This is a genomic window from Methylobacterium sp. HMF5984, assembly GCF_045033435.1.
Taxonomy (GTDB): Bacteria; Pseudomonadota; Alphaproteobacteria; order Rhizobiales; family Beijerinckiaceae; genus Methylobacterium.
The window spans coordinates 2,462,957-2,481,461 of record NZ_JBJFLN010000001.1 but is presented as its reverse complement, the minus strand read 5'-3'; the positions used below and the strand labels follow the sequence as shown (position 1 = coordinate 2,481,461).

The window sequence follows — 18,505 nt, the reverse complement described above, 5'->3', positions numbered from 1 at the left end:
CCAGGACCAAAGGAGTTGGACATGCGGCGAGGCCAGAAGACGAACGCGGAGCAGGTCGTGCTCAAGCTGCGTCAGATTGAGGTGCAGACGGCCCAGGGCAAGAGTTTGGCCCTTGCATGCAGGGAGGCGGAGATCTCCGAGCAGAGTTACTACCGCTGGCGCAAGGAGTACGGCGGCCTTCAGGTCGATCAAGCCAGGAAGATGAAGGATCTGGAGCGCGAGAACGCTCGTCTGCGCCGGCTCGTCGCCGACCTTTCTCTAGAGAAGCAGGTGCTGGCGGACGTCGCCTCGGGAAACTTGTAGCCCCCGAGCGACGCAGGCAGGCGGTGAACGGCATCCGCGAGAAGTACGGCCTCTCGGAACGTCACGCCTGCCGGATCGTCGGTCAGCACCGCGGCACGCAACGCTACGTGCCTACCGTGCTGGCCGACGAGGATGCACTGACCCAGGCCATGATCGCCCTGGCGTCCGAGTACGGACGCTACGGCTACCGCCGAGTCACCGCGCTGCTACAGGCAGCCGGCTGGCAGGTAGGCAAAGACCGGGTTCAGCGCATCTGGCGTCGCGAGGGGCTGAAGGTCCCCAGCCGACATAGACCCCGCAGCCGCTTGTGGCTGAACGACGGCTCCTGCGTGCGGCTACGACCGCTTCATCGCAATCACGTCTGGAGCTTCGACTTCGTGCAAGCCCAGACGCACGATGGGCGCTCTCTGCGCATCCTAACGCTGATTGACGAGCACAGCCGTGCCTGCCTCGCGCTGAAGGTGGCGCGGCGCATCAACAGCGTCGGCGTGATCGAGGCGCTGGCCGACGCGATGTGCCTGCACGGCATCCCGGAGCACATTCGCTGCGACAATGGCCCAGAGATGATCTCCAAGGCGTTGCGCAAATGGGTCGCCAAAGCTGGCTCACAGATCCAGTACATCGCGCCAGGATCCCCGTGGGAGAATGGCTACTGCGAGAGCTTTAACGGCAAGCTGCGCGACGAGTGCCTACGCCAGGAGATCTTCTACTCGCTGAAGGAGGCGCAGATCGTGATCGGTCTCTGGCAAACCACCTACAACCGCGTTCGACCGCATTCGTCGCTGGGCTATCGGCCGCCCGCGCCCGTCAGCTACCCGGGTCTGGCCTTCCGGCTACCCATGGCCGCCACCATGCAGTAGCCTCTCAATTGGCTCGGTCCAAAATACCGGTCAGGTCAAGAGTGGGCGTGTCCGACGTCAGCACCTGTGGGACAGAATGAGGGTCTTCACGAACGGAGGATGGCTGGTTCATCGTAGCCCCTGAGGAGCGAAGATGAAGCAGACATCCGGACCGGCCAAGAAGCCGGCAGAAGCGGTGATCAAGGACATCCGTCGGGCCACACGTCGGCAGTTCTCGTCCGAGGAGAAGATCCGTGTGGTGCTGGAAGGCTTGCGTGGCGAGGACAGCATCGCGGAGTTGTGCCGACGTGAGGGGATTGCCGCCTCGATGTACTACGGCTGGTCCAAGGAGTTCCTGGAGGCTGGCAAGAAGCGCCTGTCCGGTGACACGTCTCGTGCGGCCACCACGGATGAGGTGCGGGATCTCCGTCGCGAAGCGGGGGCGCTGAAGGAGGTCGTAGCTGATCTCGTCCTGGAGAACCGTTTGCTTAAAAAAGCATGAGCGGGGCTGGGGGCGACGAGGCATGAGGTACCCGGCCCCCGAGAAGCTGGAGATCATCCGGCTGGTCGAGCAATCCCACCTGCCGGTGCGTGCCACCCTGGACAAGCTCGGCATCACGCGCTCGACGTTCTACCGCTGGTACGACGCCTACCAGCGCGGCGGCCCCGAGGCGTTGAATGACCATCCTTCGCAGCCGAGCCGGGTCTGGAACCGTCTACCTGCAGAGATCCGCGAGCAGATCGTTGCCTTGGCTCTGGAGCAGCCTGAACTCAGTCCGCGTGAGCTGGCGGTGCGCTTCACCGACGAGCGGCGCTACTTCGTCTCGGAAGCGACCGTCTACCGGTTGCTCAAGTCTCAGAACCTGATCACCAGCCCGGCCTATATCGTCATCAAGGCCGCCGACGAGTTCCGCGATAAAACCACCGCGCCCAACCAGCTTTGGCAGACGGACTTCACCTACTTGAAGGTCGTTGGCTGGGGCTGGTACTACCTGTCGACGGTCCTGGACGACTTCTCACGCTACATCGTCGCCTGGAAGCTGTGCACGACGATGCAGGCCAGCGACGTCACCGCCACGCTCGACCTGGCGCTGGGTGCGGCTGGGCTCGATCAGGCGCGGGTGATGCCGCGGCCACGCCTGCTCTCCGACAACGGTCCAAGCTACGTCGCCAGCGACCTGGCTGACTGGCTCGGCATTCGGGGCATGACCCACATCCGCGGTGCGCCATGCCATCCGCAAACGCAGGGCAAGATCGAGCGTTGGCATCAGACACTCAAGAACCGCATCCTGCTCGAACACGCGTACTTGCCCGGCGAGTTGGAGACGCAGGTTGCCGACTTCGTCGAACACTACAACCATGCCCGAGCCCATGAGAGCCTGAGCAACCTCACGCCCGCCGACGTCTACTTCGGACGCGGCGAAGGGATCCTGGCCGAGCGGGAACGCATCAAGCGCCAGACCCTGATGGATCGCCGCTTGCGCCACCACGCGCAGGCTGCCTAACCTCTTACCCCAGATGAACCAGAGCCTCCGCTCCTGAACACCGCTGAATGTCCCAAATCATCTGACGACGGACAAGTGGGCGATCACTGACGCGGGCCGAGCGGCATTACTGATCCGCGACACCAATCATTAACCACCTGCCGCCACCGTGCTCGCGTCCAGCCAACAGGTGCCGTCGTGAACCGAGCGTACCCGATCAGCGTCGATGATCCTGCTGCAGACTGCCCGGTCGCCATAGAGGTGCTGGGGCGGCTCATGGGCGCTGAAGCCGAGACGCTGCCCAGCCTGTTGGAAGGTATTCCCGAGGCCACCCGCGCACGGCTGGCGGTCTACCTCTACGGGCGAAGCCACACCCATGAACTCGGCATCCGCATCGCCACAACCTGCGAAAGGCGCGCTCTACAAGGAGCGCCCGGTCTCGTCGGGGATGCGCTGCATGACCTGTCACGCAAACCCTGCGCTCCGACATCGTTCGGCACGCGTTCGGTGTCGTCGAAGGGGATCAGCCTGGGTGGGTCGCACCGGGTTAGGCGCACGGGCTTAGGGCTCCCCCCATCCAACACGGTCACAAACCCGAAACACGATCTTCCAACCGAAGCCATAGGGCTCCGGTATCGAGGCGTGTCCCTCCCATCGAAGCAGACTGTTCGCATGACGCTCAGCGACCTGGACAAGCCCGCCGATCTGACGATCTGGCCGCGGGGTATGTCTCCCCGTAGGCAGGAGGGACATGAGTTTCGAACGCTCCGCGAAGCCCTGACGGTTGCAGTTGCTGCGCTTCGCGATCCGAGAGCGCTACCATGGATCGTGACGGAGGAAGGCCACGTCCTCTCGCCCGACTGGATCGCTGCCAATGGGCCCGCAGCGCGCACTCACTAAAACGCTGTCTAAGCGGGGATGGCTATCCGAGGTGCCCGGCTGCGCATTCCACGCGCTTACGGGTCCACGATCGAACGGATCGAAACAAGCTTGAGCTTGGTTCTCCCATTCTCCGGTCGACCGACGGGAGAAGGCTGTCGCTTCTGGCGGCATGCGAGGAGAACCATCTTGCGCTCATCCATCATTGCCGCCGCCCTGTTCGCCGCGCTCGGCGCAGCGTCGCTCTCCACGTCCGCCTCCGCTGCACCCATGGGCCCGTCCGCCGCTGTGGCCGCACCCGCCGAGCTGGTGACGAATGTCCGCATGGAGCGCCGGATGATGCATCGTCGTATGATGCGCCGGCCGATGATGCGCCACCGCATGATGCGTCGCGGTGGTGGCCGGACCATTGGGATGAAGAAGGGACTCTAACTTCCAGGCTCTGAACCCCCCCCCTCCCCCCTGCATTATCCCCAGATCGCCCGGCAGCTGCCGCCGGGGATTTTTCCGTACCCACGGCCTTCGCTCCAGTACTGCTGGCACATGGATCGCTTACGGCCACGGCGTGGGGCACTTCCGTTTCACGCTCATTCCTACCCGAGTCGCACTTAGCCCCGCCGGCATCCGCCGCGCGGGGCTCTTTCGTTCTCCGTTAACTAGCTCGCGTTACGCCCCGGCTTTCCAAGAGGTTCCTCTGGCCCCGACATCACTTGAGCCCGACCGGCAGCTGTCGCGGCGGGCTTTTTCGTGCCTGCACCCTACCGGCCGGCCTCCCGTACCGGCGCCCCAAAAGGCCGCCCCGGGCGGTCCCGCCGGAAGGTCTAATTCCCGTACCGGATCCAGGTTTCGCCGATCGCCTCGACGCGGCGCGCGTTGATCATCAGCGCCCTGCGGTAGTCGACGCGGATCCCACAGCGTAGCCCGGCTTCGGGCTGTTGCCATCGACTCGAGGCTGAACCTGATCCGAGGCCTTAAAGCGTGCCCCTTTCAGCGGCATCGGTTCGCACCCATGAGCTACCATTGATAAGGTGACCATCGGGCACCTCTCGTCCGATTTGCAGTTACAATGCTCTTGCCGGTCCTTATGGGCGGCCTGTGTGATCATGCATTCTGTGCCAACATAAATTACTATTTCGATGCCGCATGAACGGCAGAAATCTTTCACGACGCGCATGGTTTCCTGTTCACACCCAAAAAAAACGATGGGCGATTTTCCTATAAAGCCCGATACGCGGCAAACCGTTCCAGAGGATATTCGTCTCCATATCCTCGAAATCGCCTGATTTGCACGATCGCCGGCTAAACATATGATAAAAGATTACTTAGTGGCCGCGAGTGCTACGCAACCTCTATCATTTGTGAAGCTAAACAAGTGCTCTCGCCGGATGTGGGCCGGCGGGGAGGGGCGCGGGCGCACCGGCGCAATGCGGCGCCTAGGCCTCATCGAGCCAGGAGGTTTCCGCGATTACGCACAGCGCCTGCAGAGCTTGCTTGCGACCCTCTATTGTCTTGATCTTCGACTAAAGGCTCAAGCATTCTTTAGCGGTAAGGGCTCCATCTACGAACGATTCGCAGGCAAAAAATCGCTCGGAGGGAATGCCGAGGGCTCGAGCTAGATTGTCCAGCATCGCCCGATGCGTTTCGCAGGAGCTTGTCATTACGAGACAAATACCCCGACGAAGAAGATTGTTCTCTCTCATATCACATTTTTTAGCCGGCACATTAGTCCATTTGCACTAGTATGGTTTTGAGTATGTGGCGCCTGCCCTAGTGTCATTAATGCGCGTTAGCGCCCCAAACGCCTTGAAGCTGGGGGAACGGTATGATTTTCGTCACGAACGCTGAGGGGGAGGTGACCTACGTCAGCCCAGAATGGTGCGCGTTCACAGGGAGAGACGAAGCTTCAGGTGCGAGTCATGGCTGGTTGAATTCTGTTCACCCGGAGGATCGGGAGATCGCGATCAGCTTCCTCAGCAGCGTCCATGCTGAGCAGATGGAGTACACGTTTCGCCACCGGCTCCGTCGGGCCGACGGGAGTTACGCCTGGGTCGTCGGCGGAGCGATACCGTCATTCGGCCCCCCAGGACGCACCTTCCTCGGGTATTTGGGGTCGCTAACCGAAATCGCTTCAAGTGGCTCTGAACCCTTCACCGCCTACGGAACGCTCGCGCGCTTCGTCCCGCCTCCGGGGCATCCGGCTACGAATCCAAGGTCTGTGTTGGAACTCGTCGCTGACCATTTGCTGATGGCACATGGGCTCATCGAGCAGGACCACGCCAGGGAAATGCTGCCGGTGCTGCGGCAGGCCCTGATGACGGCAGGCAGGCTTCTGGCTCGGAACATATCTGAGGCCGATCAGAGTGGTCGTTTTCACTGACCCGGGCAGGCATATCTGCTGCAAGCCCTCCAGAAATCGTTCAACCTTGCCGTGCCTGCCGATTGACGAGCACGTCGGCGAACGGCTTCGAAAGCACGTGGCGACCCGACGCCTCGTAGATCTCCACCGTCCAGGACGACCAATCGCGCGGCGTTGCGCCGAGCATCAGGTCCAGCGCGACGCGCTCCGCGTGCGCGCGCATCAGCGCCCACGTCGGCAGCCGCTTGCCCTGGAGGTCGGCCACGAACTCGTGCCCGTCTGTGCAGTGGAAGCGGTAAAGCGGTGTCGGCATTGGCCTTCTACCCCGCCCTCCACGCCATCTCACCGCTGCGCGCGTGGCCATCGTCGCCATGGTTGAACCGTCATAACGCATGCTGTTTGTTCCTGATCCGTTCTTGCCGGACCTGGACCCGCGATGCCCCCCCCGCCCCTCGAAGCGACTGTGGAGATCCGGTCGCTATCTCGCCGCGCCGTTCGTGGCCGCGGAGCCAGAGCGTAGGTGGACACCCTCGGAGACATCGCAGGCGATCGCGTCGTGGTGGAGTGCCTGTCGTGCCGCCGAAGGGGCGTCTACGCGACAGACGGCCTTGTGGCTCGGTTCGGACCTACGGTGCAGCAGCTCGATGCGCTCCGGCACCTGTCGGGCTCGTGCCGGCATCAGCGCCGCCCCGGGGCGCCGCCCGCGCGCAGATACGAAAGCGCGTGTCAGGCCCGGCTCATCCTACCGCCCTCGAAACAACAGATCGTGCCGACGCCGATCCAGCGCGGCCTGAACGTCGAGGCCTGGACGACGTCGGGCTCGATTCAGTGGCACTTGGCGACGGTGTGGAGCATCGAGCTCGGCCACCTCGTGCTCGATGCCGTGGCGACGCTCTACCCGGACCATGAGGTCACCCTGCGTCAGGCCTGCCGGGTCATTGCAAAGCGCGAGAAGCCGGATTGAGGTTTGCCCCGCTCATGCCAGCCGCGCCAACACTTCCGCCGTAAGCAGCAGCAGGCCCCCGAGCCGATCGGGTCGGGCTGCAAGCTGGGGCGGTTTATACAACCGATAATTGCATGCCTGAAGGTCGAGGCCGGGGCTCGCAAGAGGTGCCTGAACCCCAGTTTCGATGGGCAAAATAGCAGGGCATCGACCTCCAACGGCTAACCATTGCAGCCGATTCAAGCCCGTTAATCAATTCTAAGTAGATCGCATCCATCGCATAGTTCGCGCATAAGTTGTGTTTCAGGATGGCACGCGCATAATCGTGCGACGGCAGGCCGACCTGCCGCGATCGTTCAGGATGATCGACGACGGAAAACATCCTGCGCCGGGCGACAGCACGTTTTGGACACGCACCTACCAGACAGCATTCGGAAGGAGACAAACCGTGAAGACTACGACGGACCCCATCGACCTCGCCGCCAAGATCCTCACGAGCTACGTCGCCCACAACTCTGTGCCCGCCACGGGGCTGCCGGACCTGATCCGCATGGTTCACGACTCGATTACGGGGCTGACCATTCCGCCGAAGCCGGCGCTGACGAAGCCAACCAATGCGGAGATTCGCAAGTCGATCTCGCCGGACGCCATCATCAGCTTCGAAGACGGCAAGCCCTACAAGGCGCTGCGCCGGCACCTGACGCTGCGCGGACTGTCGGCCGAGGCCTACCGTGCCAAGTGGGGCCTGCCGGTCGACTATCCCCTGGTCTCGGCCAGCTACAGCGCGCGCCGCTCGGTGATCTCCCGCACCATCGGGCAGAACCAGCGCCTGCGCTTTCAGCAAGCGGCGGAGTGATCCGAAGACCTGCTCGACGGTTCCTATCGACACCGCGCCGGTCTGCGCTAAGCGGGGAGGTGTCGGTCGGCATCACTGGATCGTATCGGGACTGGCCATTAGCCCGATGCTCCGTGGCCGCCATCAGCCCGGCAAACCATCTGCGTAACCGTGGTCGGGAGAATTTATCGCTCGATAGGATTTGTCGATGGTGGGTCGTAGCGATCCTTGAGCTCGGCAAGCCCCGCGTCAGTAATCCTGTACTCGTTGAGGTCCTTTTCCGGGGCCGTCCGCCCGGTGGCGACGACCATGCCCAGCACCTCAAGGCGCCGCATGTAGGCGGTCAGTTTGTAGAAGCTTGCCCCGGTCTGAGCCAGGGTCTGAAGGCGGTAGAGGCTGCCCGGTGGAAGCTTGTGCATCGGTCTGCAGCTTTTGGGTCAGAGCTGCACCGCCTCGATATCGTCCTCGTAGATCGAGTCCGGCTGGCAGGCGTGCCAGTGCTTCTTCTCATCGGTCTGGCCTTTGCGACCCCAGCAGTAGCCGGCTTGCGCCAGGCGGCCGCTCAGACGGTCGCGGAGACGGCATTGCTCTCGGGCGACGTCCGCGTCTCCTGAGCCCTCACACGCCTGCGAGGCCTTACTTTCAGCCGTCAGCAGCTCCGGGACGGTCGGCATCTGCTGCTGTGCGCTGGCACCTCTGGCCATAGCGACGAGAGCGAGGGCGATCAGGACTGTGCGCATGCAAGCAGGATAGCCCCAGGGATGGGGTTGTCGAGGCGCGTTGAGGGCACCGAGGTCCGCATCATGGGTCGACGCTCGACTGATCAACACGCTGGCCTGTGAGCAGCGCAAGGGCGACGCAACCAAGAACGACGGCTTTTACGACCTTGGCAATGCGCCTGCGCAGCCCGAGGCGGCGACGTGATGCGTTCGGATGGCTCAGGGATTGACGGGATCCGCCGCCCAACGGCAGTCTCGCGTTTAGGGTGCGTTGCGAAGGCGTTGCTCTGACCCACTCGCACGGTGGTCGACAACAGCGAGAGCCGGCGGCTTCCATCCTGGAGCGTGGCCGGTGGTTTTTGTGAATTTCAAGCACACCGCCCTAGGGAGAATAGTAGGATCTACCGATCTCGGGATATTATCGGCAACTCAAATTTTGATCTGACTTAATCGGCTGTCGAACCTTGAAAATATCCACCAAAAAATTCTTTTACTTGCTCCCGGGATGCCTAATAGGTTTGAGTCAATCGGTGGTCGCCAGGGATCACGCTGAAGATTTAGACCACTATGCAATGGTGGCGGCAGCGTCAATCTTTGCAGAGAGCAGGTGCCCAGGATTTCGCGTGAACGCGGGGCGCCTAACTACCTTAAGGATGGATAGCGCTATTTCCAGCGCTGAAGAGCCGCTGATCGAAGCCAAACTCCGCAAATGGTCTATCGAGGTTCGGCAGGCATACACTCGGAACGGCGACGAAAACTGGTGCTCTGAGATTTATGGCTTACTCGGCCCAAATGGCACAATGGCCAAAAGCGTGCTCTCAAGATAAAGGTCAGCCGTTACGACGAAGGCGAGGGCGACGAGTGGGGTTGTCGAGGCTTCCACCCGCGGAAGGTAAGCTCACTGCCTGTACGCCGGAAGCCAGCACCATTTTTGCCGATAGGTCGTTCAGCGGCCGATGCAGACGCGCGGATCCCACCTGAATTCCTTGATATCAATTTCCTGAAGGCGCCGAGCTTCTGTCGTCACGCTCAACTCTGGCAGAGCCACCGTCTCGATGCTCCTACTGGTCACCGATCGGCCCTGAGCGGAACCATTGCTTCTACCGTCCGTGTGAAGTGTTTTATAGCGAAGCTTATGCGCGCTACTCTTCTAAACGCCAGACCGGGCAAAACCGTTCACACTGCTCAAAATACGCAGTATGCGTAGAAAACTTCAAGTTCGTAAGATCCCCACCGCCTAGTTGGCGGTACTACTATTGATCAGGGGCAGCAGCCGGATCTGCGATGGGGAACTCAGGTCCTTCTGCTCTGGCTTTGATGCTATGAGCTGCCCAATTTGCCGTCGTCCGACACCCGACGCACACAGATCGCAGGACGCGCAGATCACGGCCTGCTATGGCCAAATCGAACTTCTCCATCTTGATCCGCGCCGCTCTATTCGCCGCTTCGATATTCGGGAGCGCAGCGGTGGAGACTGAGATCTCTGGCAGGCTTTCAACTGATTTAAGGGGCGGTTGTGGGTGGATAGCAGCGACCCGCTTTTGGGATATGGCTGGACTGGCGATAAATTGGACCGCGATCAGCACGACAACCGGAAGGCGCATCCTCGAAGCTCCGAGAGCTGCGGGTCACTGCGCCGCATACGATCAACGGCGCACACCCGCCGATGACGCTGCTGCCTTATGGTTAATAAAAGCTTGTTGTGGCTGCGGACTCGTTCATTGGACTACCCAAGCTGCGCACAATTTACGACATTTGTGATGGCGCCTGCACCTCGCCATTCACCTCCAAAAGGAGGATGCCTTACCGCTTCCGAGGCGACGCTTGCGCCGCATCCCTCGATAAGCGAGCCGCCCTTTACCGAGCCAGGTTGGTCTCAGCCACGTTCACCGGCGGCCCTTCGGCAGGCATGGAGATGGGTTGACTCTGCCGGCTAGCGAAAGCCGCTCCGGCTTGCTTCCACTTTTTGCTCTGATTTTCAGACAGCGGGTGTTCCCTGAGATTGGAAGGCTGCGCCACACTGATCGATAGAAGTCCGACCCTTCCGGGCTCGCTCGGATCACCGCTTGTGATCGGCTCGGATCTAGAAGGCCATGAGCGCGACGGATGCAACAATCCCAGACGCGAAGACTATCATAAGCGCATTGTCGAAGCCGTTCGCGATAAGCACTGTGCTCGTCACGTAGGCCAAGAGGAAGCCGTCAATCCCTATGGCGAGGCGTTGCCCATTCACTCGCGATAGCCCTTCCGCTGCACGCGCTCGATCAATGCTCCACCTGCTGCTTAACGAACGAGCGGATCCCGTCCTTAGCGACCGCCTGCTCGAAAGCCTCGAAGGCGTCCTCATCGTTCGCGAAGGTACCAGTCCAGGTCGTGTGCCCGCCTTCGTGATCGACCACCTCAAGGGTCCATTCATCGTCAGTGCCGGCAAATCGGTAGATGTGAACCTGCACCATGACGCCATCGCGGGTGACGATGCCGCCGAGCGGAGAGTCCTCGATCTCCTGATCAGGGATGTCGGCCATCGGTCGTTCCTTCAGTTCGCACCCTCAGGGTACTCACGGTGCCGCACGTAGCCCTGGTCGACTCGAGCCTGGCTTGATCCCCTACCACGCGTTAAGCAGGTACCCGCCGGCCAGCACGAGGACGATGAGGGTCACGGCCGATATGCCGAACTTCCGCGGCGACCCAGACGCAGAGGGGGTGCTACGCCGCTTGGTCGTTCGGGGGCTGAAGACAACGATCTTCGGATCTGAAAGGTGCTGGGTCAGGCTGTGGGGCAGCCTGCGCTTCGATCGTCGCCCGAGCATACTCACCTCACTACGACCGCTTCGCCTTGCCGAGCACGGGGTGTATCAGAGATCAGGCACGTCCGCGTCGAGCCAGTCCGCCGCTGCTTTCAGGTTCGGGAACTTTTGCGCCTCGCTCGTGAAAGGCGCCGGAAAGGGCGGGCTGTCGGCGAGTGGTTCGGCTGTCCAATCGCCTTCGTACCCGTCCCGCGACACATCGCGGACCAGGCTGCCGACCACTTCGCCGTCGAGGATGAGATCGAAGCTACCAGGGGCGAGGCGTTTAAGGGTGTAGGGCATTGGCAAATCCTGGATCAAAGGCGCAGCATGAACCCCAGCTGCCTTGCCGGCCGCGGGTGTTGCCTGGAGTGGCAAAGGCTTCAGCGCTGCACCGCCTCGATATCGTCCTCATAGATCGAGTCCGGCTGGCAGGCGTGCCACTGCTTCTTCTCGTCGGTTTGGCCTTTGCGACCCCAGCAGTAGCCGGCTTGCGCCAGGCGGCCGCTCAGACGGTCGCGGAGACGGCATTGCTCTCGGGCGACGTCAGCATCTCCTGAGCCCTCACACGCTTGCGAGGCCTTACTTTCAGCCGTCAGCAACTCCGGGACGGTCGGCATCTGCTGCTGTGCGCTGGCACCTCCGGCCATAGCGACGAGAGCGAGGGCGGTAAGGGCTATGCGCATCCCGGCAGGATAGCAGCCGCAGGGTAGGTGTCGAGCTGAACGCCTTCATGAGCGGTCGCTCCTGGATGGAAGTCCTGAGCGGAGTGATCGCCGTGCTGGTGCCGGTGGCGGTCCTGCGGGACCTCGCAGCCTCGCGCGATCCTCCACCGGACGGATGACGTGTCCGGGCCTGCGCCCTAGGTACCTGCCCTCACAGAGACCGCTTAGCCCCGCCGGCATCCGCTGCGCGGGGCTTTTTCGTCATCCATTAACCAGCTCACGCTACGACCCGGCCATCGAAGGGGTTCCTCTGGCCCTGACATCACCTCAGCCCGCCCGGTTGCCGCCGGCGGGCTTTTTCGTGCCTGCCGCCTACCACGCAGCCTGCTAGGCCGGCACGCCAACGGGATGCCCCAGACGGTCCCGCCGAAAGGTCTGGTTGCCGTACCGGATCTAGGTGTCGCCGATCGCCTCGACACAGCGGGCCTTGATCAAAGGGCAGCCCTAGTAGTCGACGCGGACCACGCCGAGGGGCGGGTAAAGGCCGAACAGGCTGGTGGCCATCCAGCCGAGGGCGATGGTGTCCTCGCCGAACCAATCGAGGAAGTCGATCGCCGCCTCGCGTACCAGCGGGTTCGATGGCTGGCGCTTCGATGGCGCGATGCCGCCGGCCAAGGTGGCGTAATAGACGTCGTATCGGACCCTAGCAGCTACTTCGAAGACTCAAGCTTCGCGGGATATGAACTGTGTGTCGATCGCCTGAGTTGTCCCGCGGCAGAGGATCACTCAAGCGGCACGAACTTGTGCACCATTCTTAAACACTGAGATCAAGCGTTCCGGGTGACCGATCAGGTATCCCTGAACGGCATCGCAATCGAGCGCTCTTAGAAGGGCGAGCTGGTTCGCATCCTCAACACCTTCAGCGATCGTCAGAATGTTCATGTCACGCCCCATCTGCGTGATCGCTTTGACGACCGCCATCGAATGCTTGTCTTCCAAAGCTGCTGCAACGAAGCTGCGGTCGATCTTGATCCTGTCCAGCGGCAGGTCCCGCAGATGAGCAAGAGACGAGTACCCCGTCCCGAAGTCGTCCATCGCGATCTTGATGCCGAGTTCGCGCAGCGCCAACAAGGTGTGCGCAATTTGAGGCCCGTCCTCGACCAGTGCCGTCTCCGTCAGCTCGATCTCCAGTCTGCTCGCCGGCAGCCCACTTTTCGCCAGGGCGGAAGTGATATGAGCGAGCAGCATCGGCGAACGGAACTGCACGGCCGAGATGTTGACCGCGACATGCTGATCAGTTGGCCAAGCCACAGCCTGCCGGCAGGCCTCTTCCAACACCCAGCGCCCGATCGGCAGGATCAACCCCGTCTCTTCCGCCAACGGGATGAAGGTCGCCGGGGAGACGAGCCCCCGCGTCGGATGCGGCCAGCGGATAAGCGCTTCGAAGCCCAGGATGGTGTCGTCGGCGAGCGCCATGATGGGCTGGTACGCGAGATGGAACTGACCCTCGGACAGGGCGAACCGGATGTCGCTTTCGAGGAGATGCCGGTCGGCGACGGCCTCGATCATCCCAGGGGTGTAGCGCGTCGCACGACCTCGACCTTGGCGTTTGGCCTCGTACAGCGCGATGTCCGTACGCTGCATCAGATCTGTTGGGCTCGCCCGGTCCTCGGTGCTGCACACGCCGATGCTGCAGCCGATCACGATGGTCAGATCGTCGAACGCGTACGGCTTCTCGATCGCGATGACGATGCGCTCGGCCAAGCTCATAGCTACCTCGGCGTCCATACGAGCGATCAACGCCATTTCGTCACCGCCCAGGCGAGCGACGAAAGCGGTCTCCCCCGCCAGCTCGGACAGCCGTGATGCCACGCTGACAAGAAGGCGATCGCCGATCCCGTGACCGAAGGTGTCGTTGACGGCCTTGAACCGGTCGAGGTCGATCAGCAACAGCGTGGAGGGTTGCTCCTCCTCATGCGCTTGCGCCAGGCGTTCGAGCAGCGACCGACGGTTGGCCAAGCCTGTTAGCGGATCGTGATAGGCAAGCAGGGAGATCTCGCGCTGCGCCTGTTTTGCTTGCGTGATGTCGTCGAAGGTGAGCACCGCACCATCCTCGATGGGCTGGCAAGCGATGGACAGGATCCGGCCATCCTCGAAGCTGTGCTCGACGCGAGTCTCGTCGTCCCTGGCCATCCAGGCTCGGTGGTTTGCCAGCACCCTGGCGACGCGGTCTGCCTCCCAACCATTCGCCCGACCCACACCCTCGAGGAAGGCTGCCAAGCTCATTCCTCTGGCCATGTCGCTTGGCGCGAGCTTGAGCATCGCGCAGAGGCGCTCATTGTAGAGCTCCACGATCTCGGAAGCAGATACCTTAAGGATCCCGTTCGACATCTTTTGCAGTGCCGTCGCGAGAACACGAGCGTGTGCAGTTTCTTGGGTGTCAAAGCGCTTCGCTGCAGTTAGAGCGAGAAGCGTCCCGAGCAGAAGGATGGCGGCGCCTGTCGCGGCAAGAACACTGAGTGCGACCTGTACGCCGGGAAGGAGCTGATCGACGCGCTCCCCGGTCAAGACCGTGCCCGCGATCGAGACGAAATGCGTTCCACAAACCGCGACGACGATCAGCGACGTGGTCACCAGCCGCGATCCAGTTCGCCCCGGACGCACGAGCGCGAACGCCATGCAGGCAGCGCCGATCAAGCAGGCGAGGACGTTGAAGCCAAGCGACTGAACCTGGCCGCAGTTTTCCAGCGCGGCCATCCCGCTGATGTGCATAACGCCGATCCCCAGGCCTGACGCAGCTCCGGCAACAAGGCGCATCCATCCCCGTGGGCATATGATCGAAAGGGCGAATGGTAGGCCTACCGCGACGATTGCTGCAGCGGCGGAGACCATCGTCGTGTTAAAGTTGTAACTTAAGACGAGATCAGTCCGGTACCCTAGCATCGCCACAAAATGAGTCGTCCAAACACTAGTGCCCGCAACGACGGCCGTTCCAAGCAACCACCATCGCCGGGTGGTTGTGCTACCAACCTCTGCATAGTGGATGAGAGAGACCAACAGCCACGCACTGAAGGTGCAAATAGTCGCTGCGGCGACAATAAAGCTGAGGGATTGGCTATCAACTAAGGATATGAGCAGAGATTGCATGCAATAATATTGCGTGCAAAGGGTTTCCTGTGTATTGAAGCTTATAGTAAATAAAATCTTTTCGCGCAGCTCCGCGATCACAAAAGCGTCTAAACCCCGCCTCGCCTTATTCCTACTGTTCGGTCCAGAATTCGTAGCCGGGTGATTAACCGCACCGAAGGTCCCGATCCGCCCCTCCTCGTCTGGCTCGGTCACACCCCGAGCTGGACGGGTGGCGACGTCGTGCCCTGCCGGTGAAACGAACCAACGTTTCGCCAACGATACGTTGGAACCGAGCGCGAACGTTCTACATCTGTCCGCTCCGATTTCGTCTGCTTTCCCTGCTATTTGAGGGAAGTCGTTGCGCTCATAACGGTCTGGTTGCAGGTTCGAGTCCTGCCGGGCCCACCACCATGTCCTCCCCCGTAGCCCCCCGCGCCTCCCCGCTTCGCAGGTTGCAGGGACCGTCATGGGGACGGATGCGCGCGGTCACACCCCGTCCGGACCGGGGCCGGCGGGGCTGCCGGCGACGCGGGGTCGGGGCTCGGGTTTGCTCAGGCTCGTATTTCGGACCGGGCCAGCTGCGCGGCTGCTGCATGGTCGCGGTCATGGGTAGCCGGAAGGCCGAATCCGGGAAGCTGGTGGGCGCAGGCAGCCGATAGCCGAGGGACGAATGCGGTCGGGTGGCGGGCATGCCTCGCGGTGCACCGAAACGCATGCCGACCTGATCCCGGGCCTCTACGAGGCGGGTTCGAAGATCGTCCTGCACGCGCCGTGCGATGCCCTGGCGGGCACGGCGTGCCGACCGGCACCCGGCGGCCGGTGGCACGTCTTCCGGCGGCATCGGAGAAGGAACGGGCGGACGCGAGAGCAACCGGGCAGGACTGGTTCGAGGGGCGGCTCGGCCTCGATCCGGACGGATCGACCGTCCGCGACGCGACGGCCACCCACACGGCGGTCGCCTGCCGCCGAGGCCGGGCTCCGCGCGGTGCGCGCTGCCGTCCCGCACGGGCATCACGAGACCGCCGCCGCCCTTATCACCGGCGGTCCCACGGCCGTCGCCCTGCGTGATCGGGCCGGGGACGGGGCTTGGTTTCGCGCCGACGGCACCGACAGGCTGGTCCCAAAGCTGGAGCGGCGCGACACCGTCATCCTCGACGACCTGAACCTCCACAAGGTCGCCGGTGTCCGCGGGGGCTCGCGGCGGCCGGCGCACGGAGCCGCCTGCGACCGCTCGACCGCCCCGACGTCGACCCGATCGATCCATCGACAAGCGCAGGATGAGGCGGCTTTTGCCAAGCTGAAGGCCTGCCTGCGCGCCGCCGCTCCCCGCGCCATCCCGGATCTCCGGCGCGCGATCCGGAAAATCTTCGCCGGCTTCACGATGCAAGCGTATCGAAACGACCTCGTCGCCGGATACCGCCACGACGGCGCGACAGAAACGGAAAACGGCTCGCGCGCGCTGGAGCCAAGAAGGCTAAGTACCGATTTGAAATTGATTTCTCGTTCGGATCCGCTGCTACTGGTCGAGAAGCCGTGGAGCGCACGATGCCGTATCTAAGACAGAAGGCTTACGCACTCATATCAGAAGCTTTGGAAGAGATCGTTCCCCTTCCATCGCGTAAGATCCGCCTGGAACATAAGATTCATTTCGTCGATGTCGGTGCATCGAAGGGCATCCAGCCGAAATGGTTGCGACAGAAAGACAATATCATACCGGTGCTGTTCGAGCCGAATCCTGAAGAGGCGCGTCGCCTGCGCGATCAGCTCTCCGCCTTCGAAAAGTCCTTCGTGATCGAGACCGGCCTGGCCGACCGGAATGGTCCGCAGCAGCTCCATATCGGGGAGCATTATGGCTGCACGTCGATACTCGAGGCGAACTCGGCATTCCTCAGCGATTATCAGATCGCGGCCAGCTATCACGTCAAAGATACGGTCGAGATCGAATGTGCCCGCTACGATGGCCTCGTCGGTGCCGGCAAGGCGCCCGTTCCGGACGTCATCAAGATCGACGTCGAAGGCTACGAGAGCCATGTTCTCGAAGGGTTCGGTTCGCTGCTTCACAACGTCGTCGGGATCGAGACGGAGGTATTCTTCTATCCCGTTTACAAACGGCAAGCGTTGTTTCACGACTTGATCGCCCAGCTCGAGCCTTTCGGGTTGCGATTGAAGCGCATCGAAGAGGTTCCGGCTTTCGACGGAGACCTGGTGTGCGCCAACGCCTACTTCATGAAGGATCGGGTTGCCTATGCGAGGCTGAGCATGGAGGGGCGTGCGAAGTACGATCTGGCCGCTCACGTGTTTCAGATAACGGAGCGCCCTCTCGCTCGATGCTGATGTCGAAGGCGTCGCGAGCGCCCGGTCAAGCGGCCGGGGCGAGGCCGAGGCGCTCGCCGGCGTAGCGGCCCTCGCGGATCGGGCGCCACCAGGCCGCGTTGTCGAGGTACCAGCGCACGGTCTCCTCCAGCGCCTGCTCGAAGGTCTTGGACGGCGCCCAGCCGATCTCGGCCTCGGCCTTGCCCGGGTCGATCGCGTAGCGCCGGTCGTGCCCGGGCCGGTCGGCGACGAAGGCGATCAGCCGCGCGTGCGGGGCGTGCTCGGGCCGCAGCCGGTCGAAGGCGGCGCACAGCGCCTCGACCACGGCGAGGTTGTTGCGCACCGCGCGCCCGCCGAGCAGGTAGGTCTCGCCGACCCGGCCGCGCTCCAGCACCGCCACCAGGCCGCGGGCGTGGTCCTCGACGTGGATCCAGTCGCGCTCGTTCAGGCCGTCGCCGTAGACCGGCAGCGGACGGCCCTCGAGCGCGTTGAGGATCATCAGCGGAATGAGCTTTTCCGGGAAGTGGCGCGGCCCGTAGTTGTTCGAGCAGTTCGTCACCAGCACCGGCAGGCCGTAGGTCTCGTGCCAGGCCCGGGCCAGGTGGTCGGAGGCGGCCTTCGAGGCCGAGTACGGCGAGCGCGGGTCGTAGCGGCTGCCTTCCGTGAAGAACCCGCCCGGCGGCAGCGAGCCGTAGACCTCGTCGGTCGAGACGTGGAGGAAGCGGAAGCGGCCCTGCGCGTCCGCCGCCAGCCCCTCGTGGTGGCCGCGCGCCGCGTCCAGCATCACCTGGGTGCCGATCACGTTGGTCCGGATGAACGCGCCCGGATCGGTGATCGAGCGGTCGACGTGGCTTTCGGCCGCCAGGTGCATCACCGCGTCGGGCCGGAAGTCCGCGAACGCCGCGCGCACCGCGTCGGCGTCGCAGATGTCGGCCTCGACCAGGCGGTGGCGGGGATCCTCGGCGAGGGGCGCCAGCGACACCGGGTTGGCCGCGTAGGTCAGCGCGTCCAGCGTCAGCACGTCGTGGCCGAGGTCGCGCACCAGGTGGAGCACGAGGGCGGAGCCGATGAAGCCGCAGCCGCCGGTCACCAGGATGCGCATGTCGGCCTCCGTCAGCTGCTCCGACGCTTCAGGTGAAATAGCCCGTCGGCAGCACCGATTTCATCTCCGGTAGCTTGCACTGAGATATGAGCTTGAAATGACGCCGCGCGATGCGCAAAGCACAACGATGCATCATGATCCGGCGTCTTTGA

16 protein-coding genes are annotated in these 18,505 nt (G+C 62.8%); 8 read left to right on the top strand and 8 right to left on the bottom strand.

The genetic code is table 11. The features are described from left to right. The first annotated feature begins 21 nt into the window (after window positions 1–21). From ACFZ8E_RS11955 to ACFZ8E_RS11940, 4 genes are all read left to right on the top strand, one after another. Window positions 22–1,163 (top strand): IS3 family transposase gene (locus tag ACFZ8E_RS11955; protein WP_405042273.1). Its coding sequence is split into 2 segments (ribosomal slippage): window positions 22–289 and window positions 289–1,163, totalling 1,143 coding nucleotides; the frame shifts between segments, so codons are not numbered across the junction. Between the two features lie 133 nt (window positions 1,164–1,296). Next, a protein-coding gene (locus ACFZ8E_RS11950; RefSeq protein WP_405041759.1) for an IS3-like element ISMex16 family transposase occupies window positions 1,297–2,647 on the top strand; the annotation gives its coding sequence in 2 pieces (ribosomal slippage) (window positions 1,297–1,634 and window positions 1,633–2,647; 1,353 coding nt in all). Window positions 2,648–3,694: 1,047 nt separating this feature from the next. Beyond that, complete coding sequence (locus ACFZ8E_RS11945) at window positions 3,695–3,937, top strand: hypothetical protein (protein WP_405042843.1); 243 nt, start codon at window positions 3,695–3,697, stop codon at window positions 3,935–3,937. A gap of 1,390 nt (window positions 3,938–5,327) precedes the next feature. Further along, entirely contained in the window at window positions 5,328–5,882 is a 555-nt protein-coding gene (locus tag ACFZ8E_RS11940) for a PAS domain-containing protein (protein ID WP_405042842.1), read from the top strand. Between the two features lie 40 nt (window positions 5,883–5,922). Here ACFZ8E_RS11940 and ACFZ8E_RS11935 read toward each other — a convergent pair whose 3' ends face one another. Continuing rightward, the gene (locus tag ACFZ8E_RS11935; RefSeq protein WP_279603815.1) at window positions 5,923–6,174 is read right to left on the bottom strand and encodes a DUF6894 family protein; all 252 of its coding nucleotides are present in this window, start codon (window positions 6,172–6,174) and stop codon (window positions 5,923–5,925) included. Window positions 6,175–6,492: 318 nt separating this feature from the next. Here ACFZ8E_RS11935 and ACFZ8E_RS11930 point away from each other — a divergent pair, with 318 nt between their 5' ends. Further along, a complete protein-coding gene (locus tag ACFZ8E_RS11930; protein ID WP_405042841.1) occupies window positions 6,493–6,825 on the top strand; it encodes a hypothetical protein in 333 nt (110 codons plus the stop codon). A gap of 427 nt (window positions 6,826–7,252) precedes the next feature. Continuing rightward, window positions 7,253–7,660 carry a MucR family transcriptional regulator gene (locus ACFZ8E_RS11925; protein WP_243988375.1) on the top strand — a complete coding sequence of 136 codons (408 nt, stop codon included), beginning with the start codon at window positions 7,253–7,255 and terminating at the stop codon, window positions 7,658–7,660. A 164-nt stretch (window positions 7,661–7,824) separates the two neighbouring features. On the opposite strand, the gene ACFZ8E_RS11920 is transcribed toward ACFZ8E_RS11925, so the two are convergent. The 6 genes from ACFZ8E_RS11920 to ACFZ8E_RS11895 form a co-directional block, all read right to left on the bottom strand. Beyond that, window positions 7,825–8,058 (bottom strand): hypothetical protein, encoded by a 234-nt coding sequence (locus ACFZ8E_RS11920; protein WP_243950962.1) that lies wholly within the window; start codon window positions 8,056–8,058, stop codon window positions 7,825–7,827. An 18-nt stretch (window positions 8,059–8,076) separates the two neighbouring features. Then, window positions 8,077–8,379 (bottom strand): hypothetical protein, encoded by a 303-nt coding sequence (locus ACFZ8E_RS11915; RefSeq protein WP_243950964.1) that lies wholly within the window; start codon window positions 8,377–8,379, stop codon window positions 8,077–8,079. Window positions 8,380–10,622: 2,243 nt separating this feature from the next. Then, a complete protein-coding gene (locus tag ACFZ8E_RS11910) occupies window positions 10,623–10,883 on the bottom strand; it encodes a hypothetical protein (RefSeq protein WP_243950966.1) in 261 nt (86 codons plus the stop codon). Between the two features lie 330 nt (window positions 10,884–11,213). After that, a complete protein-coding gene (locus tag ACFZ8E_RS11905; protein WP_243950968.1) occupies window positions 11,214–11,447 on the bottom strand; it encodes a hypothetical protein in 234 nt (77 codons plus the stop codon). Window positions 11,448–12,313: 866 nt separating this feature from the next. Beyond that, a complete protein-coding gene (locus tag ACFZ8E_RS11900) occupies window positions 12,314–12,484 on the bottom strand; it encodes a hypothetical protein (protein WP_243932697.1) in 171 nt (56 codons plus the stop codon). A gap of 111 nt (window positions 12,485–12,595) precedes the next feature. After that, window positions 12,596–14,956 (bottom strand): putative bifunctional diguanylate cyclase/phosphodiesterase, encoded by a 2,361-nt coding sequence (locus tag ACFZ8E_RS11895; RefSeq protein WP_405044376.1) that lies wholly within the window; start codon window positions 14,954–14,956, stop codon window positions 12,596–12,598. Between the two features lie 967 nt (window positions 14,957–15,923). Here ACFZ8E_RS11895 and ACFZ8E_RS11890 point away from each other — a divergent pair. Next, window positions 15,924–16,496 carry a hypothetical protein gene (locus tag ACFZ8E_RS11890; RefSeq protein WP_405042840.1) on the top strand — a complete coding sequence of 191 codons (573 nt, stop codon included), beginning with the start codon at window positions 15,924–15,926 and terminating at the stop codon, window positions 16,494–16,496. Continuing rightward, window positions 16,472–17,272: an FkbM family methyltransferase gene (locus ACFZ8E_RS11885; protein ID WP_405042839.1), complete on the top strand. Its 801-nt coding sequence runs from the start codon at window positions 16,472–16,474 to the stop codon at window positions 17,270–17,272. Before ACFZ8E_RS11890 ends, ACFZ8E_RS11885 begins: the two co-directional genes overlap by 25 nt. A gap of 25 nt (window positions 17,273–17,297) precedes the next feature. Here the strand turns inward: ACFZ8E_RS11885 and rfbB are convergent, their stop codons facing one another. Further along, complete coding sequence (rfbB, locus tag ACFZ8E_RS11880) at window positions 17,298–18,353, bottom strand: dTDP-glucose 4,6-dehydratase (RefSeq protein WP_405042838.1); 1,056 nt, start codon at window positions 18,351–18,353, stop codon at window positions 17,298–17,300. Window positions 18,354–18,505 lie beyond the last annotated feature (152 nt).